Raw genomic sequence first — 14,221 nt, 5'->3', positions numbered from 1 at the left:
ATTTCTTTAGCCTCTCCGACTATTTTAACATTGGACTTACCAGCAACAGCTGTGTAAACCTTTGTTTTTTCAACCGTTTTCTCTGCTGGTTTTACTTCACCAGTCTTTGCGAAGACCGCAGATGACATAAATGCCACTGCTACCAAACTCATTAATAATTTTTTCATAGTTATTTATTTTTATTAAACCATTGCATACGTTTATCGTATGCGTTAATTCATTGTAAAAATAAAAGTCATCCTACTTAAATTATCAAGTCATTTATGATTCGCAACTGCCATTTACAATTCGCAAATTTATCCATACACTATTGGAATCTGCAGGCTTACGATTGTACCGCCATCTGTACCACGGGTTATAGATACGCCTGCTTTTTTACCCAGTAAATCCATTCGCTCCCGGCTAATGGTGCCCGACAATGAACGGTGCGTTGTATCTGACTGATGGCCCTGAGCGTTACCGGTATCGGTAACTGTTACGTGCAGCACATCTTCTTCAAGGTCAAAGCAAACATCAATATTGCCATTGCCCGAATCCAGTTCTATGCCGTGCAGGATCGCATTTTCCACATAAGGCTGTATCAACATGGGAGGTAACATGACTGCACCTGGATCCTGTCCCTCCGGTTGCAGGATGTGATAAGTAAAAGCTTCTTCAAAACGCATTTGCTGTAAACAAAGGTAATTTTCCAGCGTATCAATTTCTTCATCTAAAGGGACCAGACTTTCCCGGCTTAGCTCCAGGCTGTTGCGGAGCAGTCGGCTAAACCGGTTGAGATATTTAATCGCTTTATCTTTTTTATCCAGACGGACAAAACTCTGCACTGCCGATAAAGTATTGAATATGAAATGAGGTTCCATCTGCGTCCGCAACAATTGCTGATGCAGCAATACTTTTTCTTTTTCCTGTCTTGCACCGCGCTGTCGAAAATTATAATAAAGAAATAATAACGTAACACCCAACAAAACTACGCTTAATACCGCAACAACAAGCCACAGGCGATTTTGCTGCAATTGAAGTTGATTGATCTTAATGCTCTCATTTAAAGTGTGGATAGAACGGTCCTTCACCTGCAATTGATAAAGTGCATTCATTTCAGCAAGGGCTTGCGTGTGTGCAGCCTGATAAAGGTTTTCCTGTAATTTGACTACATTCTTCAGCACCTCTGCTGCTTCCTTGTTTCTACCTTGCAAACGGTATAGTTCAGCCAAACTTTTCTGATATACGACTTCATCATCATCCAGAATCAGATTTGGATGCTGCTCCTTCAACTTTTTCGCTTTGTAGATGAATTGAGCCGTCTTTAGGGGTTGCCTGAGTGCAACATAGATGGTGGCCACATTACAATAGTCAACAAGTAAATTGTTGATATTAACCGAAGAGGCTCTGGTATCATACGTAGCCTCATCTACTTCTGTTTTTAATAACTGATAGTGTAATAGCGAATCATTTCGTTTTTCTGCCTCAAAGTATTTCATCTTCGATTCGTACAGGTAACTGATATCATATTTATCAGGATGTTGAGCCTGAAGTTCCTCTAATCTCCGCAGGTAAGGAGCTATGCTATCTGCCGGCTTTTGTTGCAGGTTCAAGAGCTGTATCATCTGTACCAGCACACGCTGCCGGTTGATATGTCCCTGGGGCAGAGAGTCGGTCAATGACAATGCAGCGCGGTTCATTTTTTCAGCCAGATGATATTGAAAGAAAGACCGGTTACTCTGCGCAGCCGAAAGCAGTATAGCAGATCTGGCTTCGGAAGACAGCCCAGCTTTAGCATCAGATAATACAATCGCTGCTGCTTTATTATAATAATAGCTCGCTTCCCTTAGTTTTGCCTCCATGCTTCGTACATTACCCACCCCATTGTATATAAGCGCCTTATACTTCTGATTCCCTGTGGGCTCAATAAGCTCCAAAGCTTTTTCTACAAAAAAACGGGCCGAATCCTGCCCGCGCATGCCGTATAGCCGGGCTAAATTATATTTAACATTTGCTGAAAGTACAGCATCCTTTTTCACAAGTGGATTTTCGTCGAATTTCCGCCATTCCCTGACACATGAATCACCATTTGCAGGGGAGACAGTCACCTTTTCCAGTTTTTTTATTTTCTCAGTAATCAAATTATTTTGAAGGGACGGAAGCGGCTTTTTATGACAAGCCAATGTCCATGAAATCATCACTCCGAAAAGCACTATACGCAATATTTGTTTCATTTTACAGGAAAAAGTTGGGTTAATACAGCATTTCTCCGTCGCGTAGAAATTGGGATTTCCTCCTTATTTTTAAGCACAATATATTCTGAACGGTTAATGCCCGAAACAAACAGGCGATTCACCAGATAGGATTGATGCGTGCGCAGAAAATGAGGTGCAGGCAACAATTCTTCATAATATTTAAGCGGTTTGGAAATCAGTTGCTTTGTACCATCATTAAGAAAGAAAAAAGTATAGGGGCCATCGCCTTTACAATAGATAATATCGTGTACGGATACTATACGCACATTATGAACGGAGTTAAGTGCAATACTTTCCGGCAGTTCGGCTGTACTGATAGAATCCTGTGCCATCGATAATTGCTGCATCCATTGCGGATTGTTATCCGTGCGGCGCCTGTAGCGCTCCAGCGCTTCTTTCAATTCCGTCTGATCAATGGGTTTCAGCAGGTAATCCAATGCACCGTACTTAATGGCTTTGATCGCAAAATGGTTATATGCAGTAATAAATATGATGTTTTGCGGAATAGGAGTCAGCATTTTAAGAAGGTCAAAGGCCGTTCCATCCCTGAGCTGGATATCCATCAATATGACATCGGGCTGCTTCTCCTCAATCAGCTTTACAGCAGTCCGCACACTGTCGCCCCAACCAACAAGTTCTGTATTGGCTTCCTGTTGTATCAGATAGCTTATTTCCTTACGGATTGCAGGTTCATCCTCTATAATCGCTACAGTTATCATATTTAACTATTTGTGCCCCGTAAAATAATAATTATAGGTCACGAAACCCGATTTATTTACAATTCGCTACCATTCATTTATAAAACGAAACAATCGTTTTCGTAAAATCATAATTACAAACCAATCGTATAACCTAAATAGGTATTTTTGATTATGAAGAAATTTCTAATAATTGGTGCGTTTTTAATGCTCCATCTTGGAACCCAAGCTCAGCAACACAAAATGTCTGGTGACTATGTGGTTCCTAAAGATTCGCTGGTTCGAGAAAACATTAAGGAATGGCAAGATGTTAAATTTGGCTTATTTATGCACTGGGGCCCCTATAGTCAATGGGGAGTTGTAGAGAGCTGGAGCATTTGTCCGGAAGATGAGGACTGGACTCAACGCAAGGGACCGTTTTCAGACGATTATTTCAAGTATAAAAAAGCTTACGAAAACCTTCAGACTACCTTTAACCCTGTAGCTTTTAATCCGGAAAAGTGGGTAAAAGCAGCTAAAGATGCAGGCATGCGCTATGTCGTATTTACAACAAAACATCACGATGGCTTCAGCATGTTTGACACCAAACAAACAGACTATAAAATAACAGACGCTAAAACACCCTTTTCTTCTAATCCCAGAAGCAACATCACAAAAGAGGTTTTTAATGCTTTCCGGAAAGAGAATTTTAAAATTGGAGCCTATTTCTCCAAGCCCGACTGGCATAGTGAGTATTACTGGTGGCCATACTTTCCGCCCAAAGACAGAAATGTAAATTATGATCCGGCCAAATACCCTGATCGCTGGCAGAAATTTAAAGATTTCACCTACAATCAAATTGAGGAATTGGCATCCGACTATGGAAAAATCGACATCCTATGGCTGGATGGTGGTCAGGTCAGACCGAATAAGAAACTTAATCAGGACATCGACATGGCCAAAATTGCCGGTATGGCCAGAAGTCATCAGCCTGGCTTAATTGTAGTAGACCGCACGGTAACAGGTGAATTTGAGAACTACACCACGCCAGAACAGCAAGTACCAGACAAGCCCCTCCCTTATCCATGGGAAACCTGCATGACGATGGGAAATTCCTGGAGTTATGTACCACATGATACCTATAAATCTGCCAAACAACTGGTGGATCTGCTGGTCAAAATTGTATCCAGAGGTGGAAATTTTCTGCTTAACATTGGCCCTGGGCCGAATGGAGACTGGGACCCGGTAGCTTACGAGCGTTTACAAGATATTGGTTCCTGGATAAAAATTAACGGCGAGTGCATCTACGGCTCAAAACCAATAGCTCCATATTCCACAAAAAATATCTTTTACACCCAGTCTAAAAAAGGAACTGAGTCCTATGCTGTTTGGCTTGCAGAAACCGAAGACGTTCACTTACCAGAGCAAATTTTTATCGCATTAGATGGCGCAAAGAAAATACAAAAAGTAAGTATGCTTGGAACCAAAATGAATATCAAATGGAAGGCAAAGGATGATGGAATCCTTTTGACCATCCCCACGACTCTTCAACAAGGAAAGTTCAAGTATGCAGTCACCTTCAAAGTAACGCATAAATAACACTCCAACTTCCAGCCCGACCGACCTGCAGTTCTGCGCCTAACCCAGTTCTGCAACATACCCGGTCTGCACCCAAAAAAATATGATTTCATGATCAAGCCTCAGAACCTGTAAGGTTCAGCGAGATCAGAAATCATATTTTTCACAACAAGACCTACCTCTATAAATATTCTTGAGTAAACTGTACCGGTCTGGTCAAACCAGATTAATCTTAAAACCCATTTAGGCCCAACAAAAGCTCTTTCAAAGACTGATAAGCTTTGGTATAACTGAAATTTCCACCATTAGCCATACTTTTGGCAAGTCCGGAATTATCTTCATCCAATAGCTCCCCCTCTATAACGGCCTTAGCATTTTCCAGGGCCTTCGTATTGGCTTTCAACAATTCTACAATATCTCTACCGAGCATTCTAGCACAAGAAGTGATCGTATCCCACTTCGGATCCTCTACCAAGTCTGCATACTGACCGTAAAGTACTTCATATTTCAAATCAATATAATTCGAAAGAATAAAACCCTGATCTTTACCATCTTTAGAATCTTTATGCTTCCGGTCTTTCCAGGCTAATATTTTCATAAAATAAATGGCATGGATAGGAGCAGCATGAAAATGGAATTCCTCGCCCTCCACCTCATAAATAATACTTTGATCTCGTACCTCCATAAAACCAGCTACGTTCATCGAATGAATAAAATTTGGTGGCCAGGCATATTCTCCATTTTCGTCTTGGATCTCACCAAAAGGGACGATATCGACCTCAATCCCCTCCCTGAACATGAGCTTATGTGTAACTTTAGTTGGGCTGAATAGTCCAGAAGATAGCAGTCTTTTGATCATTTCCTCATAACTATCCCACTCTGGTACATAAATGGCGAAATCTATATCCAAAGTAGCCCTGCCAATACCTAAATTATACTGACCATCCAAAATCAGATCTCTTGCAGTAGCGCCAATCAACATGAAATCATAGGCTTTCTCCCCAAGAATTTCTTGTATGGCTTGAATAACCTTTTTAAGGTGGAGCGGGATTTTATTAGTCGGTAAATTGTATATGCTCATCAAAAATTCTTTGGGCCGTCTCCATATTCCTGCTATCCTCCGAAGTGATTAAATCTGCATAAACAAGTATAGAAGGAACGAGTGTGGCCGAGTGAACTCCTAAATTAAAGATAGGGTGGTCACTTTTCCAAAAGAATCGTAAGATTTCTACTTCTCCCTCTGACTTGGGGATCAGTTTCAGTAAAGGCATCCATTTTTTATTGGCCCCATCTACATACAAAGAAATTTTGCTCGTTCTCAGGTAATGAGTGTACAGGTTTCCTGCAGTCTCCCCTGCCCACTTCCCTCCAATAACACTAATATCAATGCTATTGAAATCTTGCAGAATACCCGGAAGTTTTGAGACATAGTTGCCAATCAGCAGTTTAGGTTTGAGCTGTTCTTTATATGCTATTGCCCAGCGTTCCAATAACTCTTTTTTATGAGAAACTATCTTCCTGTCTTTGTGCCCCTTGTGCAGATACCTAGATTTTAGCATCTCATTGAAAATGATAGAAATCGAGGCTGGAGATACCTCAACTGCTGCTGCCATTTCCCTATAACTTAAGTTAATGAATTCTGGTGCCTGCAGAATTCCAAAGAGTAATTTCAGACCTGCCTCAGAGAATAACCTGCTTTTGTTTTGTTCCTTCGGTTTACTTTCTGGTTTCTGATCAGTTCGTTGTAAGAAAAACCCCTGTTTATCGATATAAATATTACCTGCAGTGTCCAAAAAGTTGATACCTTCATTAATTAATTCTTCTGCAATTTTCGGATATACAATTGGGGTAAGAATAAATAAATTGTTTGCAGGCGCATGGGTTTGCAAATTTTTCAGAAAAACCAACAGCGTATGAGTTAGTTTTGAGACTTTTACCAACTGGTAATCCAAGGCCTCATTTTTAAATATCACAACCAGTGTTCCTGTGTTTTTGTCTGCAGCAAGATCAAATCTCGGCTTACCAAATACCGATTTTAAATGCTCCGGCAAATGGTCCATACCTTTATTCCACAATTCTTGAGCCTTCATTCCAAGTGTTTTTGTTTACTATATTTGAGTGTTTACTGACAGTAAACACTCAAATATAGTAAACAAAAACAAGAATTCATATTTAATAATAAATTGTAACAGCAGCTGTTGTTTTTTAGATGCTGAGTTAACATATCTTCAATGAACATCAAGTTTCTTTTGCAAATTTAGCGGTCTGCACCCAAGAAAATATGTTTTACTGATTCGAACCTCAGAATCTGCAAGATTCAGAGAGAATCAGAAAACATATTTTCATCCCCTCTTCAAACCAATAAAGCGTTGATATGTTATTATTTCAAGAACTTTATCAAATCTGTTACGACCTCACAAAAGCCTGGCAACTTTATGATAAAATATATCACCATAACGCACGCAAAGCAAAATAACCTCAAGAATATCTCCCTGAAAATCCCCAAAGGTAAGCTGACCGTTTTTACAGGAATTTCCGGTTCCGGTAAATCATCACTTGTTTTTGATACCATAGGAGCCGAAGCACAAAGGCAGATCAATGAATCAGAAAGCAGCTTTGCCCGAATGCGTATGCAACATTATGGTATTCCTGATGTAGAACGGATAGAAAACCTAAATGTCCCTGTTATCATTAATCAAAAACGCCTGGGGGGAAATGTACGTTCTACTGTAGGTACCGCTACAGATATTTATTCGTCTTTACGCCTGCTTTTCTCCAGAATGGGCAAACCTTTTGTGGGGTACTCCAATTCCTTTTCATTTAATAATCCCTTGGGGATGTGCCCTGAGTGCGAGGGATTGGGTTATGTGCAGGTAGTAGAAGTTGATGAACTGGTTGACAAAGACAAATCGCTGAATGAAGGTGCAATTAAATTCGCAACCTTTCAACCCGGAGGATGGCGTTTGACGCGTTACGTAGACTCAGGAAATTTTGACAATGATAAGAAGCTGAAAAATTTCAGTAAAAAGGAATGGGATCTGCTGCTCTATGCAGAGGAGCAGAAACCAAAGCATCCAACCAAAGACTGGAGGAAATCGGCAAAATATATTGGACTTATCCCCAGGATCAAAACCGCATTTCTCAACCGGGAAATAGAACATAGGGAGACCATAAGAGTTTCGTTAGAGAAGGTGATTGTAACAAAGGCTTGTCCGAGCTGTCATGGACAACGTTTGGCCCCTAAAATTTTATCCTGTAAGATAAAAGGTAAAAACATTGCCGATTGCACAATGATGACCATTGAAGACTTACACGCATTTATCAGCACATTACATTCGGATACTTTTGACACGATTTTGCAGGAGATCAGAAGGAAATTACAATATGTAATGAATATAGGTTTACAATACCTCACATTGAACCGGTCGACAAATACACTCTCCGGCGGAGAATCTCAGCGCATCAAAATGGTCAGGCATCTTGGCAACAGCCTGGTAGATTTATTATATATTTTTGATGAACCAAGTATAGGACTGCATCCTCATGATGTGATGAACATAGCAAACATCATTCTGAAAATAAGGGACAAAGGAAATACAGTTCTATTGGTGGAACATGATCATGACCTGATCAGACTGGCAGACCATATCGTGGATATGGGCCCTGGTGCGGGAAAGAATGGTGGTAAAATCGTATATCAGGGAGATTTTGCAGGCTTAAAGCAATCGAAAGGACTAACAGGTGCTTGTTTCTCTGAAAAAACTTCATATAACAAACATCCAAGGACATTTAAAGAAGTTTTGACCATCACTAAAGCTTCATTACACAACTTAAAAAATATCAGTATAGATATCCCTAAAGGTATATTTACGGTTCTCACAGGCGTAGCCGGCTCTGGAAAGAGCACATTAGCAACTAAAGTGCTTCCATTTCATTATCCTCAGGTGACCATTATTGACCAATCCTTACCTGCGGCAAGTTATCGCTCAAATCTGCTCACCTATCTTGACCTGTCTGATGAAGTGAGAAAACTTTTTGCACGCGCAAATAAAGTTTCAGATAAACTTTTTAGCCGGAACAGTGAGGGCTGCTGTCCAAATTGTAAAGGACTTGGAATTGAGAAAATTGAAATGGCATTTATGGATGACATCGAACAGATATGCGATGTATGTAATGGCTCCGGATACCATCCAAAAGTATTGCAATATCTTTACCATGAAAAAAACATCGCCGAAATTATGGAGATGACAGTTCATGATGCGGGTGCTTTTTTTCCAAAAGAGAGGTTCCGTTCTGCATTTGATACATTGATTGAACTCGGACTGGACTATCTCACCCTGGGGCAACGAATGGATAGCTTTTCGGGTGGAGAACGGCAAAGGTTAAAGTTAACAAGAGAACTTTCCGGCACCGATAAAATCATCATCATAGATGAACCGAGCAACGGCCTGCATCCAAGCGACACAAAAAAACTACTAAAATTTCTGAATGTACTTGTCGACAGTGGCAACACACTAATTGTGATTGAACACAACCCAGATATCATCGCCCATGCTGACTGGGTTATAGATCTCGGTCCGGGTGCGGGTAATGCAGGAGGAAGAGTGATGTTTCAGGGTTCCGTAAAAGACTTGTTGAACAGCAAAAAATCACTTACCGCCAATTACCTTCAAAATAGAACATAAATAAAACCAATCTGCTCCATCACCGGTCAACATCATACCCCAATCTGCTCCATACCCAGTCTGCACCATACCCAGTTTGCACCATACCCAGTTTGCTCCATACCCGGTCTGCACCATACCCGGTCTGCACCCAAGAAAATATGATTTCATGATCAAGCCTCAGAGCCTGTAAGGCTCAGCGAGATCAGAAATCATATTTTCACCCCCCCTTCAATCAAAATACATTCCCGATCTCTTCAACAAGGCCGATATATTGCTTTTTTATATTCCGCTGTCTGTAAACATCTTTCCCTTTCCAGCTTTTGTTCCAATTGGCACTGCTAAAAGACCAGGCATTGAGCTTACCCAAATCATCACTAAGTGATTTCAAGCGCTCATTTAAACTTTTAACAGAACCGATATTGGTGCTGAAAGACATTCCTTTCCAGGCAGAAACATTCTGTGCAGCCGAAAATGGAATTGGATACAATTTAATTCCATTGGTACTATTGCTAAGGATTCGCTCGTCTTTACTATACTCGAACACCAGATAGTTCGCCCTTCCAGGCTTAGAAAAGACAATCTCTTTGTTATAAACAGAGCTCAACCCACCCTGCTCCGGACCAAAAATCCAAATATCCCCATCCGGCGTAAGTAAAGGCAATACTTTGTAAGCGCGGCTAAAGGCCGTATAATTTCTTCCGTCAAAATCACAAGTACTTAGCGCATAGGTTCGGTGATTGCCATCCTTATCTCCATCCGGTAAAGGATTACCTATAGTCTTATTATTTTTTATTAAGCCAAGGCCCAATTCACAATTCCTAAGAAAAGCCACTTTATTCCACAGCTTATAAATCGTTCTGGCTGCCTCGCCCAAATTCCCGTAAATCTCCTCTATTCCTCTTCCGCCAAGGCCTCCCGAAACCTCCTGCATTTTTCCTGCAGCATTGGCAAAGGCATCGGCGATGCTCAAGGAAGTCACTTTTGGCTTAGACGAATCCTTTCTTTTAAATTCGGTGATTCCTGAGGAATGGGCAATGTAGTACATCTTGCTCAAAGTTTGGTAATCCTGCAACATTACCCGCGCCTTTACAACATCCTCCCCTTCTATGCCATCGATACTATTATAATATCCCTGGGCCATCCACGGAAAAAGGTCTGGCCAGTTGCTGATCCATACCCCCAGAGGAACATATCCTTCGGTTTTTACCTCTGCATTAAACCCCGCTGCTTCAGCAGAAAAAAAGTCGTCGGCCAAACCCATTGCCAAATCCCCGTATTTCTCCTCTATCTTTCCCATCTTATTTTTCTGTTTATTAGAAAAATCCAGTGTATCAATCTCATTATTCATTATCTTCTGCTTAAACTCGTCGAGTTTTTCCTTTTTCGCAGGCTTATCCGCATTATTTATAAATTCGTTAAAAGTAAGTGTTGGGTTGGTGATTTTTGTCTTCTCATAAGCCGAAGCTTTTGCCATGGTATCTAAGCCTCTCAAGTCCTTTATTTCTTCCACTTTTTCCACAATGCCTTCGTCTGGCACGGGTTGTACAAATTCCGGAATAGAAGGCGCTCCATGTGTGATATCCATATTCGGTGCTTTATCAATAACATTTACATCGGCCAGATCGGCAAATGTTTTGTTCGCCACCTGATCGAACCACTCTTTGATCTGCTCAGCAAGTACAGTGCCGCTCAAATAACTTGTACAATTCACCTTCACCTTGGCGTTGCCACTGGACTGGCTGCCATCATAAGTAGCCTTTACAGCCACAGAAGCAAAAGCATTGGCATACGAAAAATCTGCCTGACCACCATATTTCCAAGACCGGGACTCATTCTCAGAAATCATATGCATACTCACTCCTCCAAAAGCACCCCAGACAACCCCAACCACCAAGCCATCACCAAAATCATCTGTAAATTGCTCTGACTCCTTTATCCATGCACTTACCAGCTTTTTTAACCTTTCACTTTGAAGATCATCATTATGAAATACACTCAACAAATCCCGGCCTGATTTTGAAGCCTCAGCCATAACCTCATTATATGCCACCAATACGGAGGATATACTTTGCTGGCAAGCCTCATTCAGGCCGGCCATAAATTGGCTGGCAGTAAGCCGTTCAAAATTGATATACTCTATTCCTCCAACGGAAACCGCATTATAATTCACCGACACCGATTTACCGCTGGCAGCCGAAGATTTTCCCACATACGCAGACAATGAAGACTTAAGTAAGCTTAGGCCCGAAACCCCATAAGCACCAGACAGTCCAAATGCCCCCTGGTTCATCTTTTCAGAAAATACGTAACTACTTTCGCCCGACATATATTTTTGAGATTCTTCCTGGGAAATCATTAAGCTAATGGGTCCGTTTACCACACTGGACTTGAATTTCCCGTTAAGGGCATATATTGTTGCACCAATGGTGACCCCATATAAGGGGTTATTTCTTTCAGAATTGTTCATAATAGGTTGTTCTAATAAGTGATTAAAAATTACACTGAATAATGCTTAGGGCGGTTTTCACATTGAGGTAATCTATATAAATGATATTGGGCTTCGGTTGACCAGGCTGACTTATATGCTCGGCCAACACTTCCTCCAATGCAGCATTTGCAACCTCAGCCAATTTTTCGATAGAGCTTTTAAAAAAAGTATCCGTGTCGGGTGTCAGCGTCCAGGACAAAAGAAAGAAACAGTCCTTATCTAAGCCACCATACGCCTCCAATTTTGCCAGCTGATCCCGCTTCATTTTCTCCAGAGAAGTGGTATTGGAATAGGAATCGCACACGGTGATATTAGGCCCACAATAGCCAAATCCATCGTGGTAGCGGAACCGGCCCGCCCGGGCCCCGGTATGTTCGGGATAATCGAAAACCAGAATCATTTTCCCCCTGCAATCGTCCAAAGCGATATTGGCCAGATTGACATCCCTTTTTGGAGATGTGAATAGATAGTCCCGGTATTTGACATCCGCCAGAAACTCGTCAATCCTGTCTTTTATCTCCCTCTCGTTCTTTCGGTTGGTGCGGATATGGGAGAATTTCAGGATAAAGGTTTCTGACCGGTGAGATCGAATAAATTGGAGAGATTGGTCTAAAACAGCAGCCAGTGATTGGCCATTACATCCGGCATCACCACTTCTGTGATAGGTAACCAGTTCCCAATGATCATAATCCACCCTGATATCAAAATATCGGGAGCCGGCTTCCAATTGCTGCAGAATATTTAAGGCTTGCGTCTTTATAATTCCACAATTCAATTTAGCCCCTCCGTCACAATGACTCAATTGAGACATACCCGCATCGTGACTTCCAGGCATTACTATCCCGTTCAGCTTTGTACTGCTGTCCAGGCGACTCATCCAGGTTGACGTTTCCATAGTCATATTCTTGGATTCAGGATATCGTATACAGCTCAAAAGTGATATTCTGATCGTGACCTTTAAAGCTGCCTTTGATCTCATATCCCATGGAATCAGAAGGATTAGGCAAAACGCGATAGGAGCTGGAGCCACTGCCAATGGGATGGTTATAATAAAACTCAACAGTAACGTCTCCTCCGTCGGTTTCATAAATTATTGTTCCCTCCGGCCCATAAGCACCACCTGTTCTGGTTGAACAAGCCCAACTGCCCGAGGCTTCAATAATAGCAGGGGGATTTGAAGTAAACTTTCCATGTACTACGTTTTGAGTTTTCAATTTCAACACCTTACCGGTATTGTTGTTTACGGTGATTTTAACTGGTCTGGCCATAATGTTAATTGTTAGGTTATATTAAAACACTTTAATTGTTCCTTCAAAGAAACTTCTCTTTGACATTAGCAAAGTAACAGCAAGAACAAGGCGTTCTTTAGCGCAAAAAAACCTGATTTAGCATATAGGTAAAAAGACCTGGTTACCCTTAAAAAAGGATACTATAATTGATATTATTTTTATATTAGTCATACCACAACCTATTAAAGAACCAAGAAAATGACTCAAAAACAATTTCCACCTATCAACCTTGAACTGGCTAAAGCCTTGACGACAAGATGGCGTAGCTATTACGCAGATTTGTTAAGAGCTTACAAAAACCGCGATCCCAAAAAGAAAATTGTTATTAATGTAACAGCAAATGACCAGGATGTATTCCGGGGCTTTACGATTCCTCTTAAGGATTTGAAAAATATTGTTGCAGCAGCAGAAAACCACAATAAAAAGAAGAAGAATAAAGACAACCAAATAGATGCCGTTCGAGGCTATTTAGCGATGGATGCACCTAGTAGTGAGGGCAGGCCTGGTCTGGTGCATATACTTTTATTACCTGTTGCGGGCAATAAAGACGTAACCCACGTTTCTCCGACTGACGAAGACGGTACTGGAACGCTGGAATCGTCAATTTATGATTTTTCTGCCCCATGTCCGGATGTATGCGATGTTTCGAGTCCATTATATGGAGAGGGATAATCAACAGCAATTTTATTAAAGAAGATGCATTTACTGTTTTCTATAAGAACGGTTTATCCCGCTGTAATTGCGCCATCTATTTTGGTGGTGCCCGTTATCATTGCACTAATCAATCGTAAATACTGGTCAGGGCCACAAAAAATGTTGTTCGGTTATCTTTTATTTTCCGCATTCTTTAATTGTATTGCCTCAATAACGACCTTCTTGCATATCAATAATATGCCTGTCCTGCATTTGTATACAATACTTGAATTTTGTTTATTATGCCTGCTGTTTAGCGTAATTTTTGAGCAGAAGACCGTGCGGAAATTACTCATTTATTCACTTATCAGTTTTAGCTTGTTTGCCATTGCATATGTATTGCTAACACACAGCCTTTTCAGATATAACACATTACCCCGCTTTTTGAGCAGTATAACAATAGTGGGAATATGCATATACTTTCTTTATTTAAATTTCACCAATACAGAAGTTAATTTGTCCAGGTTCAATTTTACCACCGTGATAGGTCTAATGCTTTATTTTTCCAGTTGTTCCATATTATTTGGCTTATCACAAACCTTGCATGACAAGGCAAGTCCTGGCGCCCTTATTTTTGTCTGGAATTTACACGCCA

The 14,221-nt window shown here is 41.0% G+C and carries 11 protein-coding genes; 3 read left to right on the top strand and 8 right to left on the bottom strand.

Annotated elements, in window-relative coordinates; translation table 11 throughout:
* Positions 1-296 precede the first annotated feature (296 nt).
* The gene (locus tag VNZ46_RS16835; protein ID WP_325561221.1) at positions 297-2,213 is read right to left on the bottom strand and encodes a histidine kinase; all 1,917 of its coding nucleotides are present in this window, start codon (positions 2,211-2,213) and stop codon (positions 297-299) included.
* Positions 2,210-2,953 carry a LytTR family DNA-binding domain-containing protein gene (locus VNZ46_RS16830; RefSeq protein WP_325561220.1) on the bottom strand — a complete coding sequence of 248 codons (744 nt, stop codon included), beginning with the start codon at positions 2,951-2,953 and terminating at the stop codon, positions 2,210-2,212. The genes VNZ46_RS16835 and VNZ46_RS16830 overlap by 4 nt, the downstream gene beginning before the upstream one ends.
* Before the next feature lie 153 nt (positions 2,954-3,106).
* On the opposite strand from VNZ46_RS16830, the gene VNZ46_RS16825 reads away from it, so the two are divergent.
* Entirely contained in the window at positions 3,107-4,510 is a 1,404-nt protein-coding gene (locus tag VNZ46_RS16825; RefSeq protein ID WP_325561219.1) for an alpha-L-fucosidase, read from the top strand.
* Between the two features lie 211 nt (positions 4,511-4,721).
* Here VNZ46_RS16825 and VNZ46_RS16820 read toward each other — a convergent pair whose 3' ends face one another.
* Positions 4,722-5,570: a hypothetical protein gene (locus VNZ46_RS16820; RefSeq protein ID WP_325561218.1), complete on the bottom strand. Its 849-nt coding sequence runs from the start codon at positions 5,568-5,570 to the stop codon at positions 4,722-4,724.
* A complete protein-coding gene (locus VNZ46_RS16815; protein WP_325561217.1) occupies positions 5,545-6,579 on the bottom strand; it encodes a type IV toxin-antitoxin system AbiEi family antitoxin in 1,035 nt (344 codons plus the stop codon). The genes VNZ46_RS16820 and VNZ46_RS16815 overlap by 26 nt, the downstream gene beginning before the upstream one ends.
* Before the next feature lie 345 nt (positions 6,580-6,924).
* Between VNZ46_RS16815 and VNZ46_RS16810 the strand changes: the two genes are divergently transcribed.
* Positions 6,925-9,174, top strand: coding sequence for an excinuclease ABC subunit UvrA (locus VNZ46_RS16810; protein WP_325561216.1), 2,250 nt, complete (start codon positions 6,925-6,927; stop codon positions 9,172-9,174).
* Here the strand turns inward: VNZ46_RS16810 and VNZ46_RS16805 are convergent.
* The 4 genes from VNZ46_RS16805 to VNZ46_RS16790 all read right to left on the bottom strand — a co-directional run bounded on the left by VNZ46_RS16805 (position 9,139) and on the right by VNZ46_RS16790 (position 12,912).
* A complete protein-coding gene (locus tag VNZ46_RS16805) occupies positions 9,139-9,324 on the bottom strand; it encodes a hypothetical protein (RefSeq protein WP_325561215.1) in 186 nt (61 codons plus the stop codon). The genes VNZ46_RS16810 and VNZ46_RS16805 overlap by 36 nt on opposite strands.
* 64 nt (positions 9,325-9,388) lie before the next feature.
* Positions 9,389-11,623: a hypothetical protein gene (locus VNZ46_RS16800; RefSeq protein ID WP_325561214.1), complete on the bottom strand. Its 2,235-nt coding sequence runs from the start codon at positions 11,621-11,623 to the stop codon at positions 9,389-9,391.
* 22 nt (positions 11,624-11,645) lie between these two features.
* Positions 11,646-12,545 (bottom strand): hypothetical protein, encoded by a 900-nt coding sequence (locus VNZ46_RS16795; RefSeq protein WP_325561213.1) that lies wholly within the window; start codon positions 12,543-12,545, stop codon positions 11,646-11,648.
* 10 nt (positions 12,546-12,555) lie between these two features.
* Positions 12,556-12,912, bottom strand: coding sequence for a hypothetical protein (locus tag VNZ46_RS16790; protein ID WP_325561212.1), 357 nt, complete (start codon positions 12,910-12,912; stop codon positions 12,556-12,558).
* A 219-nt stretch (positions 12,913-13,131) separates the two neighbouring features.
* Between VNZ46_RS16790 and VNZ46_RS16785 the strand changes: the two genes are divergently transcribed.
* Positions 13,132-13,605, top strand: a complete 474-nt coding sequence (locus VNZ46_RS16785; RefSeq protein ID WP_325561211.1) for a hypothetical protein — start codon at positions 13,132-13,134, stop codon at positions 13,603-13,605.
* Positions 13,606-14,221 lie beyond the last annotated feature (616 nt).

The sequence above is a fragment of the Pedobacter sp. genome (genome assembly GCF_035566355.1).
In the GTDB taxonomy this organism is placed as follows: Bacteria; Bacteroidota; Bacteroidia; order Sphingobacteriales; family Sphingobacteriaceae; genus Pedobacter.
Note: the sequence above shows the minus strand (reverse complement) of the source record. Positions and strands in the feature narration are given on the sequence as shown.

Coding starts and splice junctions, on each gene's coding strand:
- VNZ46_RS16805 (WP_325561215.1), bottom strand. CDS start 9,324: ATGAAATCATATTTTCTTGGGTGCAGACCGGGTATGGTGCAGACCGGG.
- VNZ46_RS16835 (WP_325561221.1), bottom strand. CDS start 2,213: ATGAAACAAATATTGCGTATAGTGCTTTTCGGAGTGATGATTTCATGG.
- VNZ46_RS16820 (WP_325561218.1), bottom strand. CDS start 5,570: ATGAGCATATACAATTTACCGACTAATAAAATCCCGCTCCACCTTAAA.
- VNZ46_RS16795 (WP_325561213.1), bottom strand. CDS start 12,545: ATGACTATGGAAACGTCAACCTGGATGAGTCGCCTGGACAGCAGTACA.
- VNZ46_RS16825 (WP_325561219.1), top strand. CDS start 3,107: ATGAAGAAATTTCTAATAATTGGTGCGTTTTTAATGCTCCATCTTGGA.
- VNZ46_RS16790 (WP_325561212.1), bottom strand. CDS start 12,912: ATGGCCAGACCAGTTAAAATCACCGTAAACAACAATACCGGTAAGGTG.
- VNZ46_RS16810 (WP_325561216.1), top strand. CDS start 6,925: ATGATAAAATATATCACCATAACGCACGCAAAGCAAAATAACCTCAAG.
- VNZ46_RS16830 (WP_325561220.1), bottom strand. CDS start 2,953: ATGATAACTGTAGCGATTATAGAGGATGAACCTGCAATCCGTAAGGAA.
- VNZ46_RS16785 (WP_325561211.1), top strand. CDS start 13,132: ATGACTCAAAAACAATTTCCACCTATCAACCTTGAACTGGCTAAAGCC.
- VNZ46_RS16815 (WP_325561217.1), bottom strand. CDS start 6,579: ATGAAGGCTCAAGAATTGTGGAATAAAGGTATGGACCATTTGCCGGAG.
- VNZ46_RS16800 (WP_325561214.1), bottom strand. CDS start 11,623: ATGAACAATTCTGAAAGAAATAACCCCTTATATGGGGTCACCATTGGT.